The sequence below is a fragment of the Mycobacterium simulans genome, from assembly GCF_900232995.1.
In the GTDB taxonomy this organism is placed as follows: domain Bacteria; phylum Actinomycetota; class Actinomycetes; order Mycobacteriales; family Mycobacteriaceae; genus Mycobacterium; species Mycobacterium simulans.
Genome location: NZ_OCVX01000003.1, coordinates 312,396 through 331,488 on the forward strand (window position 1 = coordinate 312,396; position 19,093 = coordinate 331,488).

The following is a 19,093-nucleotide window of genomic DNA, read 5'->3' on the forward strand; positions in this document are numbered from 1 at the left end:
GGATGACCCACACCACATTGTCGCCAACGCGAACATGTCACGAGTCTTCGGCCTCCACCTATTCCAGGAGGTTGGCGATCATTCCTGTAGAGGCTCAAGGGGTACGCGTGCGTGACGCTGACGGTCGTTGGTATCTGGACTGTCTGTGTGCTGCCGGCGCGATGTCGTTGGGCTGGAATCACCCGGTGGTGACAGAGGCCATCCAACGCACATTGAGTTCCGGCGCACCGCTTTTGACTCTGGACTTCCATCATCCCCTGCGCGATGCGTTTGTGCAGGATTTGTTGGCCATATTGCCGCGCGGCCTGGCTGACGATTGTGTGGTTCACCTGTGCTCGCCAAGTGGAGCCAACGCGGTGGAGGCTGCGTTGATGCTGGCGGAAATCGCGACCGGTGGTCGCGACCATGTCGCGGTGCAGGGCGGATTTCATGGCTGCAGCAGGGCGGCCCGCGGTGTCAGCTCGGGCGGCGGACTACGCGATCAACCGGTCGCCTTGTCGCCAGCTGTCCACTTTCTGCCGTTTCCTCAGGAATACCGGTGTCCCTTCAGCCTTGGCGGAAACGAAGGGACTGCCTTGGCGATTTCGGCGCTCGAGCATCTGTTCGGCAGTCCACACAGCGGCCTGCGCGCTCCAGCGTCTGTGCTCACCGAATTCGTCTTGGGCGAAGGTGGCGTAATCCCGGCAGTGCCGGCATGGGCGCAGGCACTGAGGCGCGCCGCCACGACTCGGGGGATACCCCTCATTTCCGATGAGGTGCAAGCCGGCATGTACCGCACGGGTCGGCCATGGGCGTTCGAGCACTGCAATGTCGAACCCGACATGATCGCGATCTCCAAGGGACTCGGCTCGGGAGTGCCGATTGCTGTGCTAGTTATCCGGCGCCAATTCGATGTCTGGGGCGAGGGTGCGTTCACCGGAACCTTCCGCGGCAATTCGCTGGCGTTCGCCGCAGCCAGCGCGGTGCTGCGCTACGCGGCCAGCGCGGGACTTGCCGGGCACGTTGCCGACATGGGCGCCCAGCTCCGCCAGGGTTTGTGCGCCATTGCGACGGAAGCCGCCATCATCGGCGACGTGCGAACGATCGGACTGATGGCTGGAGTGGAAATCGTTGACCCCGATGCGGGTAACGACGCGCGAGGCGTCGCCGCACCCGCCCCGTGGCTTGCCGCCGCGGCGCAGCAAGCATGTCTGGCGGAGGGACTGATCGTCGAACTCGGCGGTGAGTACAACAATGTGGTGCGGTTTCTCCCGCCGCTGACCATAACCGATGCCGAGATTAGCGATGTCCTGGATCGGTTCCACACCGCTGTCCAGCGAGTCCAGAGTCGCGTCGATTCCCACAGCCTCACGGAGTTTGCATGATCAGCGATGTCGCCATCCAGCGTGAATTTCTAACCCAAATTGGGGCCGCCCACTACCTCAAATCGGTCAACGAGGCGGCTTCGCACGTCGTGGCCAGTGCTGTACGCCCCGTTCGGCCCGGGCTCATCGACGGAGCCCAAGCCCTGCGGCAAATTGTTCGATCGCTATCGGTGATCCCGCGCAGCGGGCTGGGATTGTCACCGGTACTTGAAGAGGTTGCCGCGCTAGTAGTGCCATACTCGACCGCGGTGTCCGACACCCGTTATGTCGCCCATTTGCATTGCCCCCCAGCGATTTCAAGCCTGGCCGCGGAAACGATCGTATGCGCGCTGAATCAGTCGATGGACTCCTTTGACCAGGGCCCAGCGGCCGCAGTCATCGAGCAATCCATCATCGATTGGCTGTGCGACGTCTACGGCTTGCACGACGGCGACGGTGTTTTCACCAGTGGGGGAACGCAATCCAATTTGCAGAGCCTGATGTTGGCGCGCGACAACTTGGCCGCACGCGTGCTGGGGGTCGACATCGCTACTGACGGCCTGCCGCTCGAGTCGCGTAACTGGCGGATCGCTTGCACGGAGGAGACACACTTCAGTATCGCAACCGCCGCGCGGTTGCTCGGCCTGGGAACGAACGCGATCGTTCGTGTCGGCATCGACAGCGCCGGCCGTCTCGACCCGCGGTCACTGCAGCAGGTTCTCAAAGCTTCCCAGGCCTGTGGCGAACGGGTAATTGCGCTGGTATTGACCGCGGGAACAACCAACCGCGGCGCAGTCGACCCGCTCGCGGATGCCATTGAAATCGCTGCCGAACACGATATTTGGGTCCACGTCGATGCTGCTGCCGCAGGCTGCTTGATGTTGACCGAGCATCACCGCAACCTGCTTGACGGCATCAGCGCCGCGAACTCGATCAGTGTCGATTTCCACAAGCTGCTGTTCCAGACGATCAGTTGCGGAGCCCTGTTGGTTCGCAGGAGAAGTGACCTGGACATCATGGGCAGCCACGCCGACTATCTCAATCCCGCGGATGATGACTTGCTAGACACCCTGAACCATGTCGGAAAATCGCTACAAACAACACGTCGATTCGACGCGCTCAAGGTGCTTGTAACACTGCGTTCATTGGGTCTGGACACCGTTTCTGCAATGATCGAGCGCACCCTGCAGACGGCACGTGACGCGGCCGAGGCGGTGGCTGCTCATCCTAATCTGGAATTGATTAGTCCCTGTACCACCAATACCGTACTGCTACGGTGGGTAAGCTCAGATAGCTCGCCACTCCAGCGCGAGTTCGTCAACGTTGCGATCCGCCAGCGCTTGGCCAGCGCCGATCATGCCCTAGTCGGGAGAACCCGAGTCGGCGATGAAGCTGCGCTAAAGCTCACCTTCGTCAACCCCGTGTGTACCCCTGCGGCCGCTCGAAAACTAGTAGCGCGAATCGCGCACTGCGGCAATGCTGTTGCCGCAGCTGCACCGGTGGGGTGCCTCTGACCCGCGAACGCTACACTTTTACGCCAAGGTGGTGACATCGCAGATTGCGACGAGCAGCGGAAGAGTGACCTCCTCGAATCGCATGTACGGTTTGCGGGAGATGTCGGTCTTCGCGCGAAACACCGCCCCCTGCCACGCCTCGATGATCGACGCGGCCACCTCGCGCGCTTGACGCTGGTCGGCATCGACAAACACGGAAGCAAGTTGGATTTCCCACCCAAGCAGGATCGCACGTAAGCGCTCGGCCACGATGGGTTTCGAGCCCGCCAGCTCTTGTCCGAGAATGCCCAGGAGGCAGCCAATGGTGAACGCGTTACGTTCGTGATCATCTGCAATGGATCGGAAGTACATCGTTAGTCGCTCCAACGGAGGGCGCCCGTCATCCAGAAGGTGCCCGAACCGGCGTTCCATCTCCGCCCAGTAGTGTTCGAGCACGCCGACAACGAAGTCATCCTTGCTCGCGAAATAACTGTAGAAGGAGCCCTTGGGTACACCGGCCTGCTCAGCAACCTCCTTGACGCAGGTTGCGTTGACCCCGTTCTGGCAGATTAGTCGAAGACCCGCGGCAAGGAGTTTGGCGCGAGACTCGGTATTAACGGGCCGAGGCACATCCGCCACCATGTCGTACGACGTTGCAGCAGAATCCATCCTGCGTGGTAACGCGGTCGCGACCGGTGACTGCGATTTCGGCCCGCATCAAAGCGGCCGCCGCCTCGCACCAGCGCCGCTCAACGGGCACGGATGCACCACAAAGGCATTGAACGTTCTTTCTGTCGCTGCCATTGGCGGTCGCATTGCTAATGACTAACCAACGCAGGGGAATTTTGGGTAAGCGCCACGGACCAACCTACCGGTGCGGATGTCGAGCGACATTGCGGCTAGCAGCTATGCTCGAGTTGGGCTGGCGGTGGGGTCCAAATGGATGCCAGCACTGATGACCTGGACTACCTCAAATGGCAAAGTAACGCGATCGACGCGAATGGCGTTTCACACCTGCCGAGACAAGCGCACGCCGGGCGACTCGAATCGGCCAGGTCCGCCGTCTCGATGAGTGATCCCAACACCAAGCCGACAGTCTATCGATCTGCCAATTATGCGGCTGTACAATGCATTTCGGACCATTGCCTATCTCGCGTAGCGGCCTCCTCAGAAGATCGTTTGCGATTCGAGCATCGACCCCGGCCTCGAGATCGAATGTGAATTCACGGCTTTCAGCGTGTGTCCAGGACGGGATCCGGCCGGTTTTCGCGCCCTGAATTCACCCTCAAAGGTCAGGATTCACAGCGAATCGACTCCTCCGATGCGCTGCTACCGCCGACTCAAAAGCGACCACCGCTTTGGCCTGCGCTACCGCCCCCGAAGCCTGTGCTGCGGCGGCATTCAACCACGCGGTGTACGGTGCCGCCGCTGTCACCATCGCCACCAACGCCGGACCCTGCCACGCCTGAGCGGTCAACCGGAGGTCACCGAGCCGAACGATGCTGCCGCCGAGCTTAATTCATCGGCACGCCCACCCCAGGCGGACGCTGCCGCCAGCATCGGACCCCACCCCGCGCCGGTGAACATTCGCACAGAATTGACTTCGGGGAGCGCCAGATAATTCATTCCCACAATCCCCTTTAGCCGAAGCGCCGCATCAGCGAGCATTGCAGCCAGGTGCACTTCCGCAACCGAAATCGGCCGTCTCCCAATAGCGCTCGTCAGTGAGCGGCCATATACCAGCTGTGGCGACGTGTCGCGGTTTGAAGATGCAAGGTGCGCAATTTGGCCGCGATGATCTCCGCGGCAGCGCCCTACAGCGGCTGCTCGCAGTAGTCCAAACCGTCCAGGCGTGTGGTGACTACCGGTAGACCCGTGGAACCCGACCCTTCAATCTTGGTCTTTTCCGCGGAATCGCGGGCGTGAACAGGGCAGCGAGGTGGCGGTAGCCGAGGCCGCGCCCGACCCAAATTGCAACACGTTCTAGTCTTGCCCTCATGGGTGACGAACTGCGTAATCCGACTCATAACGGCCATCTGCTGGTGGGCGCGCTCAAGCGGCACAAGAACAAGCCGGTGTTGTTCCTCGGCGACACCACTCTGACCGGTGGTCAGCTGGCTGACAGGATCAGCCAGTACATCCAGGCATTCGAGGCACTGGGCGCCGGGACCGGCGTCGCGGTCGGTTTGCTGTCGCTCAACCGGCCCGAGGTGCTGATGATCATCGGCGCCGGCCAGGCCCGGGGGTATCGGCGCACCGCGCTGCACCCGCTCGGTTCGCTGGACGACCACGCTTACGTACTGAACGACGCCGGCATCAGCTCGCTGATCATCGACCCCAACCCGATGTTCGTCGAGCGCGCGCTGGGACTGCTGGAGAAGGTGGACTCGCTGAAGCAGATCCTAACCATCGGTCCGGTGCCGCAGGCGCTGATTGATCTAAAAGGGCAAGTAGTGGACCTAGCGGCGGAGGCGGCCAAGTACGAGCCGCAGCCGCTGGCGGCCGCCGACCTGCCGCCCGATCAGGTCATTGGCCTGACCTACACCGGCGGCACCACCGGAAAGCCGAAGGGCGTGATGGGTACCGCGCAGTCGATCTCCACCATGACGTCAATCCAGCTAGCCGAATGGGAATGGCCCGAGCACCCGCGGTTCTTGATGTGTACGCCGCTATCGCATGCGGGTGCGGCGTTTTTCACGCCCACGGTGATCAAGGGCGGCGAAATGATCGTGCTCGCCAAGTTCGACCCTGCGGAAGTGCTGAGAATCATTGAAGAGCAACGCATTACGGCCACCATGTTGGTGCCGTCGATGCTATATGCGTTGATGGACCACCCCGATTCGCACACCCGTGACCTGTCGTCGCTGGAGACGGTTTACTACGGAGCCTCGGCGATCAATCCGGTCCGGCTGGCCGAGGCGATCCGGCGGTTCGGCCCAATCTTCGCCCAGTACTACGGGCAATCCGAGGCACCGATGGTGATCACATATCTGGCCAAGGGCGATCACGACGAGCAGCGACTGACCTCGTGCGGGCGTCCGACACTGTTCGCGCGCGTCGCGTTGCTGGGCGAGGATGGCAAACCGGTGCCCCAGGGTGAGCCGGGCGAAATCTGTGTCAGCGGACCGTTATTGGCCGGCGGTTACTGGAATCTGCCGGAAGCAACGGCCGAAACGTTTCGAGACGGCTGGCTGCACACCGGCGATATGGCGCGCGAGGACGAGGACGGCTTCCTCTATATCGTCGACCGGGTCAAGGACATGATCGTCACCGGCGGCTTCAACGTGTTCCCCCGCGAAGTCGAAGATGTTGTCGCCGAGCACGGGGCGGTCGCCCAGGTGTGTGTGGTCGGGGCGCCGGACGACAAGTGGGGTGAGGCCGTCACCGCGGTGGTGGTGTTGCGTGCCGACGCTGCCCGTGACGAGGCCTCGATCGCGACCATGACCGCCGAGATCCAGGCCGCGGTCAAAGAACGCAAGGGTTCGGTGCAGTCGCCCAAGCGGGGGGTGGTCGTCGACTCGCTGCCGTTGACCGGGCTGGGCAAGCCGGACAAGAAGGCGGTGCGCGCACAGTTCTGGGAGGGCGCCGAGCGCGCCGTGGGCTAGGTGGCGCGAGCCGGGCTTGACTACTGTGGCAAGCATGGCTGAACGGATCAGACCACCATGGTGGCTCAAGCCGATGAACAAGGTTTTCATTCAGTTGTCGCGGCTTGGCATCAGCTTCGGCGGTGAAAGCCCCGTCGTGTTGACGGTCCCGGGCCGCAAGTCCGGTACTCCCCGGTCGACGCCGATCACACCGATGACGGTGGACGGCAAGCGTTATGTCGTCGGCGGATTTCCGGGCGCGGATTGGGTGCAAAACGTCAGGGCGGCAGGCGAAGTCACGTTGACCCGCGGCCGGACCAAGGAGAGCGTCCGGATGGTGGAACTCTCCGCCGAGGATGCCAAGCCGCTGCTGCGCGCATACCCCACCGAAGTGCCCACCGGCGTCGGCTTCATGAAGCGCGCCGGACTGGTCCGCGACGGTCGCCCCGAAGAGTTCGAGGCGTTGGCCGGACGGTGCGCCGTCTTCCGTTTCGATCCGACGTAGTTCGAATGCGCCGGATATTGCTAGCGGTTCTTTTGTCGGCCGCCTGGGTGACCCTGGCTCCGGTAGCGCGCTCCGATGTCGGCTGCCCGCCTGGCGGTGCGGCGCCCCCAGCCGGCGTATCCCAGCGGCAAGTCGGTGATTTGGACGGCGACGGCCGTCCGGACACCCTGTGGATCGGGCAGTTTCGTGGGGCTGACGGCGCCAACCGGATCGTCGGCATCACCACCGCCAGCGGCGACAACACCTCGGTGGAAATCTCGTCGGCGAGTCCAATACCCATGCGCGCGTTGGCTATTGACGCGCAAGACAACGGTGGTCATCAGGTCATCGTCAGCGACGGTCGCAGCGCACGGCTTTACGTGTTCGCCGACTGCCGGCTGCAAACGGTCGTCGACGGCCACTACGGTCGGCCGTTTGTGTTCGATCTGGAAAACCTGGCGGGTAACGGCACCGGGATCGGGTGCAGCGATCTCGGCGACGGCCGCCGCCTGGTCGGCCTGCAGGCTCTACCCGACCCTGCAAACACGAGACTATGGACAGTGCGACGCACCGAAATCGACTTGACCGGTATCCGGGCAACAACTGGGCGGTCCGACACCCTTACCGCTACGTCCGCGCAGGACCCAGCGGTGACCTCCGCGCAGACGATCAGCTGCGGCAACCTCACCATCGACCAGGACGGAGTCCAAGAGCCTTGAGCGACAACCCATTTGACGCGGCTAAATGGCGACTCGTCGACGGGTTCGCCGATCTGACCGACATCGCGTACCACCGGCACGTCACCGACGCCACGGTGCGGGTGGCATTCGACCGCCCCGAGGTGCGCAACGCGTTTCGGCCGCACACCGTCGATGAGCTCTACCGGGTGCTCGATCATGCCCGGATGTCTCCCGATGTGGGCGTGGTGCTGTTGACCGGCAACGGTCCGTCGCCCAAAGACGGCGGCTGGGCATTCTGCTCGGGCGGCGACCAACGCATCCGCGGGCGCAGCGGCTACCAATACGCTTCCGGCGAGACCGCGGACACGGTTGACGTCGCCCGCGCCGGCAGGTTGCACATTCTGGAGGTACAGCGGCTGATCCGGTTCATGCCCAAGGTGGTGATCTGCCTGGTCAACGGGTGGGCCGCGGGCGGCGGGCACAGCCTGCACGTGGTGTGTGACCTCACGCTGGCCAGCCGTGAGCACGCCCGTTTCAAACAGACCGACGCCGACGTCGGCAGCTTCGACGGTGGCTACGGGAGCGCGTATCTAGCTCGTCAGGTCGGCCAGAAGTTCGCCCGTGAGATCTTCTTCCTGGGCCGCCCGTATACCGCCGAGCAGATGCACCGCATGGGCGCTGTCAACGAGGTCGTCGAGCACGCCGAACTGGAGACGGTAGGCCTGCAGTGGGCGGCGGAAATCAACGCCAAATCGCCTCAGGCACAACGGATGCTGAAGTTTGCGTTCAATCTGCTCGACGACGGCCTGGTGGGCCAGCAGCTGTTCGCCGGTGAGGCCACCCGGCTCGCCTACATGACCGACGAGGCCGTCGAGGGCCGCGACGCGTTCCTGGAGAAGCGGCCCCCGGACTGGAGCCCGTTCCCGCGGTACTTCTAAGCCCCACCGAGCGTCACGCCAGCGTGGCGCCGAACGCTGCGCGCCACGCCAGCGTGACGCTCAGCGAGAGCGCCGCGCTTAGACTCCCCACGTGAGCAAGAGTCCGCTGCGTCGGTTGGCCGATCAGATCACGCTGGCCAGCATGCGACCCCCGGCCTCGCCGCAGCTGCTGATCAATCGACCCGCCATCAAACCGATCGAACTCGCCGGCAAGCGCGTCCTGCTCACCGGCGCATCGTCGGGCATCGGCGAGGCCGCCGCCGAGCAGTTCGCGCGACGCGGTGCCACCGTGGTCGCCGTTGCCCGTCGACAGGATCTGCTGGACGAGGTGGCCGACCGGATCACGACGTCAGGCGGCACGGCGATGTCGGTTCCCTGCGACCTCTCGGACATGGAGGCTGTCGACGCGCTCGTCGCCGACGTCGAAAAGCGCATAGGCGGAGTCGACATCCTGATCAACAACGCCGCCCGCTCGATCCGGCGGCCGCTGGCCGAATCGCTGGAACGCTGGCACGACGTCGAGCGGACCATGGTGCTCAATTACTACGCCCCGCTGCGGCTGATCCGCGGATTTGCACCAGGAATGCTCGAGCGCGGCGATGGCCACATCATCAACGTCGCGACCTGGGGGGTGTTGTCGGAGGCTTCGCCCCTGTTCTCGGTCTACAACGCATCAAAGGCCGCGCTGTCCTCGGTGAGCCGGATCGTCGAAACCGAATGGGGCCGAAAGGGCGTGCACTCCACGACCCTGTACTACCCGCTGGTGGCGACTCCGATGATTGCGCCGACGAAGGCCTACGAGGGCTTGCCCGCTCTGACGCCGCAAGAAGCCGCGGAGTGGATGATCACCGCCGCGCGTACCCGGCCGGTGCGGATCGCGCCGCGGATCGCTCTTGCGGCCAAGGCGATGAACACCGTAGGTCCGCGGTGGGTCGACGCGCTGCTCGGACGGCGTGGCAACCAGGCCGGATAGGCGTGCCGAGCCTACGTGGTCGCCGCAGTCCGACGTGATAGACACGAGATCATGGAGATTTTGGCCAGCCGAATGCTGCTTCGGCCGGCAAACTATGAACAATCGCTGATTTTCTACCGCGACCAGATCGGACTGGCAATTGCCCGTGAATATGGTGCGGGCACAGTATTTTTCGCCGGCCAGTCCCTGCTCGAACTGGCCGGTTACGGCGAGCCGGATCACTCCCGGGGACCGTTTCCCGGAGCGTTGTGGCTGCAGGTGCGCGACCTCGAGGCCACCCAGGCGGAGCTGCAGGGCCGAGGGGTAGCGATCGCCCGCGCGGCGCGCCGCGAACCGTGGGGTCTGCACGAGATGCACGTGACCGATCCGGACGGCGTCACGCTGATTTTTATCGAGGTTCCCAAGGGTCACCCGCTGCGCGTGGACACCCGACAGTGAACGCGAACGAACCTAAGATGAACGGATAGGTAACATCTGGCGACGAGTCGCGATACACCTGCATTTCGCCTACTTCTTTGTTCGACAACGGAATACCCCTACCACCAGAATCAGGGCCTGTGAACATAGACTTGTTCCTCTTGATCATCGTTGTGATCACGGCATTGGCATTCGACTTCACCAACGGGTTCCACGACACGGGCAATGCCATGGCGACCTCCATCGCCAGCGGTGCGCTCGCGCCCAAGGCAGCGGTGGCACTCTCGGCGGTCCTGAACCTGGTCGGCGCGTTCTTGTCCACAGCCGTTGCGGCCACCATCGCCAAGGGTCTGATCGACGCCAACCTGGTAACTCTGGAACTGGTCTTCGCCGGCCTGGTCGGCGGCATCGTCTGGAACCTGCTGACCTGGCTCCTCGGTATCCCTTCGAGTTCCTCGCACGCTCTGATTGGCGGCATCGTCGGCGCCACGATCGCCGCCGTCGGCGCGCGGGGGGTGATCTGGCAAGGCGTGGTGTCCAAGGTGATCATTCCGGCCATCATTGCCGCCCTCCTGGCCGTGGTTGTCGGAGCGACGGCCACCTGGCTGGTCTACTGGATTACCCGCGGTGTCCCTGAACAGCGCACCGCCGCCGGGTTCCGACGGGGTCAGATCGGCTCGGCGTCGCTGGTGTCGCTGGCGCACGGGACCAACGACGCTCAAAAGACGATGGGCGTTATCTTCCTGGCGCTGATGTCGTACGGTGCGGTCAGCAGGACGGCTTCGTTGCCGCCGCTGTGGGTCATCGTGAGTTGCGCAATCGCGATGGCGTTGGGCACCTACCTGGGCGGCTGGCGGATCATCCGCACGCTCGGCAAGGGATTGGTGGAGATTCATCCGCCGCAGGGCATGTCCGCCGAATCGTCCTCTGCCGCGGTCATTCTGCTATCCGCGCACTTCGGTTACGCGCTGTCGACGACGCAGGTCTGCACCGGTTCGGTGCTGGGCAGCGGGCTGGGCAAGCCCGGCGGGGAGGTGCGCTGGGGCGTGGCGGGCCGGATGGCGACCGCTTGGCTGGTCACGCTTCCCTTGGCCGGCCTTGTCGGGGCGATCACTTATTGGATCGTCCACCTCATCGGCGGCTATCCCGGCGCGATCATCGGCTTCTCGCTGTTGGTCGCGGTCTCTGCTGCCATCTACATCCGGTCGCGCAGGGTCAAGGTCGACCACCACAACGTCAACGCCGACTGGGAAGGCAACCTGACGGCCGGGCTCGAAGGTTCGGACGAATACAAGCCGCCCACCAGTCCGGGCCCTAAATTCGGGAGCCGGTCACCGCAGTTCGGCTCCGACGACGACACGGTTACTGCGGGGAACGCATCATGAGCGACTGGTTCAACTACGAGGCCACCCTGAAAATCCTGCTGTTCAGCTTGCTGGCCGGGGCCGCACTGCCAGGACTGTTCGCGATCGGGGTCCGGCTGCAAGCCGACGGCGCCGGTGATTTCAGCACTGACGGCGCCGGACCGCACCGGAACCCGGTGCTGGTTGCGATCGCCTGGGTGATCTACGCGCTGGTTCTTGCTGTGGTCATCATGGGAGTGCTGTATATCGCCCGCGACTTCATTGCGCATCACACCGGCTGGGCCTTCCTCGGAGCGAAACCCAAGTAACGTCGACTAAGTCGTGACATAGAGTTTGTCAACGGCCCCGACGGGAAGATGTAGCAGCGTGAATCGATTCCTAACCTCGATCGTGTCGTGGCTGCGCGCGGGATATCCGGAGGGCATTCCGCCCACGGATTCCTTTGCAGTGCTTGCCCTGCTGGCACGCCGCCTGACAAACGATGAAGTCTTAGCCGTGGCCAACGAATTGATGCAGCGGGGCGAATTCGACCAGATCGACATCGGCGTGGTGATCACCCAATTCACCGACGATCTGCCATCACCGGAAGATATTGAGCGAGTGCGCGCCCGGTTGGCCACCAAGGGCTGGCCCCTCGATAACGCCCGCGATAGCGAGGACCACACATAGCCGTCCTGCATGCGCTCAGCGTCCCGCCGGGTTCGGCCGTCCCGCTGCTGCTGCCGGCACTGGAGCGGGTCCTGGATGGCCGTGATTCTGCAATGTTCGCGGCGCCGCCCCACCATGACTCCGCGCTGCGTGCCTTACGCGTGGGCGAAGAGATCGATGACGATGTCGCCCTGGTGGTGACGACATCCGGCACCACCGGTGCTCCCAAGGGCGCGTTACTGACGGCTGCCGCGTTGACCGCTAGCGCGTCGGCCACCCACAGCCGTCTCGGCGGACCGGGCAGCTGGCTGCTGGCCGTACCGCCGTATCACATCGCCGGTCTGCAGGTGCTGGTGCGCAGCGTGCTCGCCGGTACCGCGCCGGTCGAGCTGGATGTCACAAAGGCTTCCAAGGGCTTTGACATCACCGAGTTGCCCAGCGCCGTAAGGAGATTGGGTCCTGGCCGGCGTTACACGTCGCTGGTCGCGGCCCAGTTGGCCAAGGCGCTCACCGACCGGGCCGCGACGGACGCGCTGGCCGAGCTGGACGCGGTGCTGATCGGTGGCGGACCGGCTCCCCGGCCAATCCTGCAGGCCGCCGCGGCCTCGGGCATCACGGTGGTTCGCACCTACGGGATGAGCGAGACGGCGGGAGGCTGCGTTTACGACGGCGTTGCGCTTGATGGGGTCCGGCTGCGCGTGACCGCCGATGGGCGCATAGCGCTGGGTGGCGCGACGCTGGCCAAGGGCTATCGCAATCCGGTCGATCCGGATCCATTCGCCGAACCGGGCTGGTTTCTCACCGACGACCTTGGCACCGTGGATGATTCGGGTGTCCTGACCGTGCTGGGCCGCGCCGACGACGCGATCAGCACGGGCGGCTTGACCGTGCTGCCCCAGCCTGTCGAGGCCGCCCTGTCGACCCATCCCGCGGTGCGCGCTTGTGCGGTTTTCGGGCTTGCCGACGACCGGCTCGGCCAGCGGGTGGTGGCCGCGGGCGTGGTCAGCGACGGCTGCGCGGCGCCGACGCTGGAAGTACTGCGGGCACACGTCACAGCCACCCTGGACGCCACCGCCGCACCCCGCGAACTCCATATCGTCGACGTGCTACCGCGACGCGGCATCGGCAAGCTCGACCGCATGGCGTTGGTGCGCCGGTTTGCCGGACGCGATCAATAGGCTGCTCAATCGTGAGGATTGCTCGGCGGGAGACGTTGGCGGTGGCCGTCGGCTTGGTCCTGGTGGCCGCCGCGTTCGTATTGCCGCGAGTGCATTTGGGCATCAACCCGCGACGCGATACCGGCTTGGAACGCTTCGCCACGCATGCCGGCGCGGCACCGATCTTCGGCTACTGGGACCTGCACGCCGGCTGGGGCACCGTGCCCGCAATTGTCATTGCGGTGATTGTCGTGGCGTGGGGCCCCGTTGTGGCACAACGGCTTTCGTGGCGAGCGCTGGGCTTGGGCATCTGGGCCACCGCCTGCGCGTGGGCGTTCTCGTTGGCGATGATCGACGGCTGGCAGCGCGGCTTCTCCGGCCGCTTGACCACCCGGGACGAGTATCTGTGGCAGGTTCCGGGCATCACCGACATCCCGACCACGTTGCGTACGTTCTCGAGCCGGATTCTCGACTTCCAGCCCAACTCCTGGGTCACTCATGTCTCCGGCCATCCGCCCGGTGCCCTGCTGACCTTCGTTTGGCTTGACCGACTGGGTCTGCATGGCGGCGCGTGGGCCGGGCTGCTGTGCCTGCTGGTCGGCTCGAGCGCGGCGATGGCCGTGGTGATCGCCGTGCGGGCGTTGGCCGGCGAGCAGACCGCGCGCCGGGCCGCGCCGTTCGTGGCGGTGGCGCCGACGGCGATCTGGATCGCGGTTTCGGCCGACGGCTACTTCGCCGGGGTGGCGGCGTGGGGCGTCGCGTTGCTGGCGGTGGCGGTGCACGGTTCGTCTCGGTTCCCGGCGCTGGTAGCCGCCGGGTCCGGGCTGCTGCTGGGCTGGGGCGTGTTCCTCAATTACGGCCTGTTGCTCATGGGGTTGCCGGTTTTGGCGGTGTTGATATCAGCGGCGGACTGGCGGGTGGCTATGCGGGCTTTGGGGCCAGCCGTGCTCACCGCCGTGGCGGTCGCGACGGCTTTCGCTACTGCCGGGTTCTACTGGTTTGACGGCTATACCCTTGTACAGCAACGCTATTGGCAGGGAATCGCGGCTGACCGTCCGTTCCAGTATTGGAGCTGGGCCAACCTCGCGTGTGCGGTCTGCGCTATCGGGCTGGGCAGTGTCGCCGGTATCGGCCGGGTGTTCGACGTCGACGCCATCCGTCGCCGGTCCGGTTTCCACCTGCTGCTGCTGGCGGTGGTTGCCGCCATTGTTTGCGCGGACTTGAGCATGCTGAGCAAGGCCGAGACGGAACGGATCTGGCTGCCCTTCACTGTCTGGCTGACCGCGGCGCCCGCACTATTGCCGCCAAGTTCGCACCGCGTGTGGCTGTCGGTGAACGCCGTCGGGGCCCTATTACTGAACAGCATCATCTTCACGAATTGGTAAGGCGGACATGGGAGACAAGGTGCCACTGGCACGTCGGCTCGGCACGGCCGACGCGGTGACGATCGGGTTGGGTTCGATGATCGGCGCCGGTGTGTTCGCGGCGTTCGGTCCGGCCGCCCGGGCTGCCGGTGCCGGCCTGCTGATCGGGTTGGCGCTCGCCGCGGTGATCGCGTACTGCAACGCCACCGCGTCGGCGCAGCTCGCTGCGGTGTATCCGACATCGGGCGGTACGTACATCTATGGCCGGGAACGCCTGGGGCCGTGGTGGGGCTTTATCGCCGGCTGGGGATTCGTAATCGGCAAGACGGCGTCGTGCGCGGCGATGGCGCTGACGGTGGCCTCCTACACCATTGCGGGTCCCGGCTGGGTGCAGCGAGCCATCGCCGTCGCCGCCGTGGTGGCATTGGCCGCACTCAACTATCGCGGCGTCACCAAGACCGCGATGCTGGCCCGAATATTGTTGGCGTGCACTCTGATTGCGCTCGCTGCGGTGGCGATCGGCATCGCCGTGACGAAGCCAGGGTCCACACACCTGACCACATGGTCGGGCACCACCGTCTATGGGGTCCTGCAGTCGGCGGGGCTGTTGTTTTTCGCGTTCGCCGGTTACGCGCGGATCGCAACGATGGGCGAAGAGGTACGTGACCCGGCGCGCACCATCCCCAGGGCGATAACCATCGCGCTGGCGATCGCGGTGGCGATCTATCTGGTCGTCGCCGTGGCCGTGCTGCTGGCCGCGGGCCCGGACCGACTCGCCAGCGCGGCAGCACCCCTGGCCGAAGCTCTGCGCGCCACCGGCGCTGCACGACTGGTACCTGTTGTTGCCATCGGCGGCGCGGTGGCCAGCATGGGTGCGCTGCTGGCTCTGATTGCCGGAGTCGGGCGCACCGCTTTGGCGATGGCTCGCAATCGCGACTTGCCGGGGTGGCTGGCCGCAGTCCACCCGCGCTACCAGGTACCGCACCACGCCGAAGTCGCGCTGGCCGCGGTGGTCTGCGTGCTGGCCGCCACGGTCGACCTGCGCGGGGTGATCGGCTTTTCGTCATTCGGGGTGTTGATCTACTACGCGATCGCCAACGCGGCCGCCTACACCCTGCCGGGGCGCGGCTGGCTTCGTGTGGTGACCGTCTGCGGACTGGCCGGTTGTCTCGTATTGGTCGCCACGCTGCCGTGGCAATCGGTCGTCATCGGGCTGGGCGTGTTCGCCGTCGGGATCGCCGGGCGCGCTTTCGTGGTGCGCTCATCGAGTGTGCGCTGAGGGCTTCGGGTGTGCACACAGGGCGGGGATCCGGCGATTTTTCCGCCCTGGATGCATAGTGAAAGCCGCGACCGCACACTCGGTACGGCGCTAGATCCCGGCCGCGCGGGTGATCCGCGCGAAGCGACTCTCCGGACCGCAGGCATCGCGCACCGCCGCGATATCTTCGATGAGGTCGATGTCGACAAGTGGCGATAACCTAGTTACGTCAATTCCGTTGTTACGCAAGGCCTTCAGGGTAAGCCTGCCGGTGTCTGGCGTGGACATCGGAATACCGCGCAGGACCTGCGCCGCGGCCGGGGTGCGCAGACCGAGCACCCACCAACCGCCGTCGAACGCCATGCCCAGCACCGCCGGCGTCTCGAGCAATCGTCGGGCGCAGTCGGCCAACAGCTCGGCGGTCACCTGCGGGGTGTCCATCCCGATTTGCAGCACCGGGTAGCCGTCTGCGGCGTCGGCGTGTGCGTTGGCGAGCCGGTCGGCGAAGTCGTCGCCGCGCTGCGGGATCACCGTGAAGGCCTCGAGTCGCCGCCGGATGTCGTCGGCGCCGGCGGCGGCGTCCAAGTCGCCGGTGAGGGCCACCACTCGGGCTGCGACCGGCGCGGCGGCCACCGCGTCCAGCGTGTCGAGCAGTGCCGCGGCGGCGATGTTGGCGGCAAGGTGATCACCGATCGTCGCCGCGAGCCGGGTCTTGGCCCGACCCGGCTCGGGCGCCTTGGCGACCACCAGCACAGTGACGGGAAGGTCGCTCAAGAGATCACCTTCCAGAAGTCCAGAACCGCGGTGATGCTACCCCGCAGCGATCCGCTGACCTTGGACTTGCCGCCGGTACGCGGACCGTACCGGATGTCCAGTTCGACCACGCGCCAGCCGGCCGCCGCGGCGCGAACCAGCAGTTCCAGCGGATACCCCGAGCGCCGATCGGCCACACCCAGATTCAACAGTGCTTCGCGTCGGGCGACCCGCATGGGCGCGATGTCGTGCACCGGTAGGCCGTGACGGGTGCGCAGCCGCCAACTCATCACCACCGTGCCCACCCGGGCGACCCAGGGCCAATGCAGTCCGGGCACCGGCCGCCGCCGGCCGGTCACCAGGTCGGCACCGCGCTCGAGTTCGGCGACGAGTGTGGGCAGGTCACCGGCATCCATCGAGCCGTCGGCATCGATGACCGCCACGATGGGCGTGGTCGCGGCGACCATGCCGGCGTGTACCGCCGAGCCGTATCCGGGCCGCGGTTCGGCGACTGCCTGCGCGCCGTGCTGCGTGGCGACGGCGGCGGTGTTATCGGTGCTGTTGTTGTCCACCACCAGCGCGCGATAGCCGGCCGGAATGGACGCCAGCACCGCCGGTAGCGACTCCTCCTCATTGAGACAGGGAAGCACCACCGTCACCGCATCCCCGGCCATGGCACCTGACCTTAGAGCGTGTCGCCGGCGAACTAGTGGCCGGAGCCGGAGTGGCCGCCGCTGCTACCGCCGCTGCTACCGCCGCTGCTACCGCCGCTGCTTCCGCCGATGCTGCCGCCGCTGCTTCCACCGCTGCTTCCACCGCTGCTTCCGCCGCTGCTGCCGCCGCTGCTGCCACCGCTGCTTCCGCCACCGCTGCCACCGCTGCTTCCGCCACCACTACCACCACCGGTGCCGCCACTACCACCACCGGTGCCGCCACTACCACCACCGCCAACCGGCGGCTGCGGAGCCGGGGCCACCGTCTGCGGCGCCTGCGGGGCCACGGTCTGCTGCTGGGTTGGTGCCTGCTGGGTCGGTACCTGTTGGGTGGGTGCCTGCTGCGTCGGTGCTTGCGTCGGCTCCTGGGTCGGCTGTTGCGTCGGCTTCGGGGCCACGGTGGTCGGGGCCACAGTGGTCGGCGCGACGGTGGTCGGCGCGACGGTCGTGGTCGGCGGGGCCACGGTGGTGGGCGGCGTAGTAACCGCGGTCGTCGGCGGGGTCGTCGGCGGCGTCGTCGGCGGGGTGGTCGGCGGCGTCGTCGGCGGCGTCGTCGGCGGGGTCGTCGGCGGCGTGGTCGGCGGCGTGGTCGGCGGGGTCGTCGGCGGCGTGGTCGGCGGCGTCGTCGGCGCCCGGGTCGGGATGGTCGGCATCCCAGGTTGCCAACCCGGGTACGGAATGATGATCGGCACCGGCACCGGGACCGGCACCGGGGCGGGCACGACACCCGGAGCCGGCGCCGGGACTGGAGCAGCCGGTGCTGGGGCCTGCCGTGGGACCATGCCCTCGACCGGGGGAATGGTTCCGCCCTGGAACCCTGCGGTCGGCTCGTTGGCCGGAGGCGGCGGCACCGGCGCTTGCTGCTGCGTCGGCAACAGCGGCATGAACTTGCCCGGCTGGGCGTTCTGGTGTCCCGCAACCGGCTGTGAAGCCGCGGTCGGCCGGACGGCGACCGCCACAGCGACAGCCAGCGAAGCGAATCCAATGACGGCGAAGGCGACAACGGCGTTGCCGATCAGCAAAGACCGTGAACTAAGCCGCGCCGGACCGTCGACCTCTTCGTCGTCGAAGCCGTCGTCATATTCGTCGTAGCCGTCCATTTCAACCGGAAGCGGCTCGTAGTCACCGGCCTGCGAGTACGCCAGCTGCTCATCCTCGGGATTCGGTTGCCCAGCAGCAGCGGAGGAGACATAAGCGGTGGCATCTCCCGCCGCGGGTGCAGCCATCGTCGCATCGGGCGACAGGGCCGGCGCAGCCATCGTCGAACTCGCCGCCTTCGCCGCGCCCTGTGCCAGCGCAAAAGTGGGATCGTCGGGAATCTGCACGTTCATCGTCGACGCGGAGCGAACCTGGTCGGCAAGGGCCGTCGTGTGTTCGGCAGAGGTGCCCAACACAAAGACACCGCCCGATGCGCCGGCCTGGTCGCCCAGGCGGGCCACCATGGTGTCGAACATTCCCGTGGCCTCAGCGTCCGCAACGGGCGCCGCGGCGAGCAAGGTCGGTGGCGCGTCCTCAGAACCAAGCACGGACAAACTCGCCGTCTGATCACCGACCAGCAGCACAGCGGCACCAGAGCCTTCCGTGCCCAGCAACGCCGTAGCCGCCTGCGATTCCGACAGCAGCTCGACGTTGATGACACCCGAGTCGGTGAGCGCCTGCTGCAGCTGGTGGGCCTTGTCCTGGTCCGACCAACACAGCCGGGTGGCGACCAGCCGGTGACGGTCGTCGGCCAACAACCGATTCGTGCCAACGACGGTTTCGGTCAGTACCCCAACCGGGTTCTCCCCCAAATCGACCGAGTACTGGTCGATCGCGTCACCATTGCGGGCGGCCGGGTCGACCAGCGCCAAGCGCGCGACCCGACCCGTGACCGCCACCCCCAAGACGACTTCCATTTACGGCTCTCCTTCGGCTGGCTACCCCA

18 protein-coding genes and 1 pseudogene are annotated in these 19,093 nt (G+C 65.7%); 14 read left to right on the forward strand and 5 right to left on the reverse strand.

Annotated features, from left to right (window positions below; translation table 11 throughout):
- The first annotated feature begins 2 nt into the window (after positions 1-2).
- Both MSIMFI_RS02125 and MSIMFI_RS02130 read left to right on the forward strand, forming a co-directional pair.
- Positions 3-1,364 carry an aminotransferase class III-fold pyridoxal phosphate-dependent enzyme gene (locus MSIMFI_RS02125; protein ID WP_191495951.1) on the forward strand — a complete coding sequence of 454 codons (1,362 nt, stop codon included), beginning with the start codon at positions 3-5 and terminating at the stop codon, positions 1,362-1,364.
- The gene (locus MSIMFI_RS02130) at positions 1,361-2,857 is read left to right on the forward strand and encodes a pyridoxal phosphate-dependent decarboxylase family protein (RefSeq protein ID WP_191495952.1); all 1,497 of its coding nucleotides are present in this window, start codon (positions 1,361-1,363) and stop codon (positions 2,855-2,857) included. Before MSIMFI_RS02125 ends, MSIMFI_RS02130 begins: the two co-directional genes overlap by 4 nt.
- 18 nt (positions 2,858-2,875) lie before the next feature.
- Here MSIMFI_RS02130 and MSIMFI_RS02135 read toward each other — a convergent pair whose 3' ends face one another.
- Together MSIMFI_RS02135 and MSIMFI_RS02140 are read right to left on the reverse strand one after the other, a co-directional pair.
- The gene (locus tag MSIMFI_RS02135; protein ID WP_191495953.1) at positions 2,876-3,478 is read right to left on the reverse strand and encodes a TetR/AcrR family transcriptional regulator; all 603 of its coding nucleotides are present in this window, start codon (positions 3,476-3,478) and stop codon (positions 2,876-2,878) included.
- Between the two features lie 682 nt (positions 3,479-4,160).
- Positions 4,161-4,462, reverse strand: a pseudogene (locus tag MSIMFI_RS02140) (PPE domain-containing protein); the annotation flags it as partial.
- Between the two features lie 371 nt (positions 4,463-4,833).
- Here MSIMFI_RS02140 and fadD8 point away from each other — a divergent pair.
- The 12 genes from fadD8 to MSIMFI_RS02200 all read left to right on the forward strand — a co-directional run bounded on the left by fadD8 (position 4,834) and on the right by MSIMFI_RS02200 (position 15,724).
- Positions 4,834-6,441, forward strand: a complete 1,608-nt coding sequence (gene fadD8, locus MSIMFI_RS02145; protein WP_191495954.1) for a fatty-acid--CoA ligase FadD8 — start codon at positions 4,834-4,836, stop codon at positions 6,439-6,441.
- Between the two features lie 34 nt (positions 6,442-6,475).
- On the forward strand, positions 6,476-6,925 hold the full coding sequence (locus tag MSIMFI_RS02150) for a nitroreductase family deazaflavin-dependent oxidoreductase (RefSeq protein WP_191495955.1): 450 nt from the start codon (positions 6,476-6,478) through the stop codon (positions 6,923-6,925).
- A gap of 5 nt (positions 6,926-6,930) precedes the next feature.
- Positions 6,931-7,623, forward strand: coding sequence for a hypothetical protein (locus MSIMFI_RS02155; RefSeq protein WP_191495956.1), 693 nt, complete (start codon positions 6,931-6,933; stop codon positions 7,621-7,623).
- Positions 7,620-8,522 (forward strand): 1,4-dihydroxy-2-naphthoyl-CoA synthase, encoded by a 903-nt coding sequence (locus MSIMFI_RS02160; protein WP_186241573.1) that lies wholly within the window; start codon positions 7,620-7,622, stop codon positions 8,520-8,522. The genes MSIMFI_RS02155 and MSIMFI_RS02160 overlap by 4 nt, the downstream gene beginning before the upstream one ends.
- A 91-nt stretch (positions 8,523-8,613) precedes the next feature.
- Entirely contained in the window at positions 8,614-9,495 is an 882-nt protein-coding gene (locus tag MSIMFI_RS02165; protein ID WP_186241572.1) for an SDR family oxidoreductase, read from the forward strand.
- A 51-nt stretch (positions 9,496-9,546) separates the two neighbouring features.
- Positions 9,547-9,933, forward strand: coding sequence for a VOC family protein (locus tag MSIMFI_RS02170; RefSeq protein WP_191495957.1), 387 nt, complete (start codon positions 9,547-9,549; stop codon positions 9,931-9,933).
- A 119-nt stretch (positions 9,934-10,052) separates the two neighbouring features.
- Positions 10,053-11,297 (forward strand): inorganic phosphate transporter, encoded by a 1,245-nt coding sequence (locus MSIMFI_RS02175; protein ID WP_186241570.1) that lies wholly within the window; start codon positions 10,053-10,055, stop codon positions 11,295-11,297.
- Complete coding sequence (locus tag MSIMFI_RS02180) at positions 11,294-11,584, forward strand: hypothetical protein (protein WP_191495958.1); 291 nt, start codon at positions 11,294-11,296, stop codon at positions 11,582-11,584. The genes MSIMFI_RS02175 and MSIMFI_RS02180 overlap by 4 nt, the downstream gene beginning before the upstream one ends.
- 58 nt (positions 11,585-11,642) lie before the next feature.
- The gene (locus tag MSIMFI_RS02185; RefSeq protein WP_191495959.1) at positions 11,643-11,945 is read left to right on the forward strand and encodes a DUF3349 domain-containing protein; all 303 of its coding nucleotides are present in this window, start codon (positions 11,643-11,645) and stop codon (positions 11,943-11,945) included.
- Between the two features lie 92 nt (positions 11,946-12,037).
- A complete protein-coding gene (menE, locus tag MSIMFI_RS02190) occupies positions 12,038-13,102 on the forward strand; it encodes an o-succinylbenzoate--CoA ligase (RefSeq protein ID WP_263597322.1) in 1,065 nt (354 codons plus the stop codon).
- A gap of 11 nt (positions 13,103-13,113) precedes the next feature.
- Complete coding sequence (locus MSIMFI_RS02195; RefSeq protein WP_191495960.1) at positions 13,114-14,466, forward strand: hypothetical protein; 1,353 nt, start codon at positions 13,114-13,116, stop codon at positions 14,464-14,466.
- Between the two features lie 7 nt (positions 14,467-14,473).
- The gene (locus MSIMFI_RS02200; RefSeq protein ID WP_191495961.1) at positions 14,474-15,724 is read left to right on the forward strand and encodes an APC family permease; all 1,251 of its coding nucleotides are present in this window, start codon (positions 14,474-14,476) and stop codon (positions 15,722-15,724) included.
- 90 nt (positions 15,725-15,814) lie between these two features.
- Here the strand turns inward: MSIMFI_RS02200 and MSIMFI_RS02205 are convergent, their stop codons facing one another.
- From MSIMFI_RS02205 to MSIMFI_RS02215, 3 genes are read right to left on the reverse strand one after another with little or no spacing between them, the layout of a single operon-like run.
- Positions 15,815-16,477: a TIGR04282 family arsenosugar biosynthesis glycosyltransferase gene (locus MSIMFI_RS02205; protein WP_191495962.1), complete on the reverse strand. Its 663-nt coding sequence runs from the start codon at positions 16,475-16,477 to the stop codon at positions 15,815-15,817.
- A complete protein-coding gene (locus MSIMFI_RS02210) occupies positions 16,474-17,130 on the reverse strand; it encodes a glycosyltransferase family 2 protein (RefSeq protein WP_191495963.1) in 657 nt (218 codons plus the stop codon). Before MSIMFI_RS02210 ends, MSIMFI_RS02205 begins: the two co-directional genes overlap by 4 nt.
- A 32-nt stretch (positions 17,131-17,162) precedes the next feature.
- Positions 17,163-19,064, reverse strand: a complete 1,902-nt coding sequence (locus tag MSIMFI_RS02215) for a hypothetical protein (RefSeq protein WP_191495964.1) — start codon at positions 19,062-19,064, stop codon at positions 17,163-17,165.
- Positions 19,065-19,093: the final 29 nt, after the last annotated feature.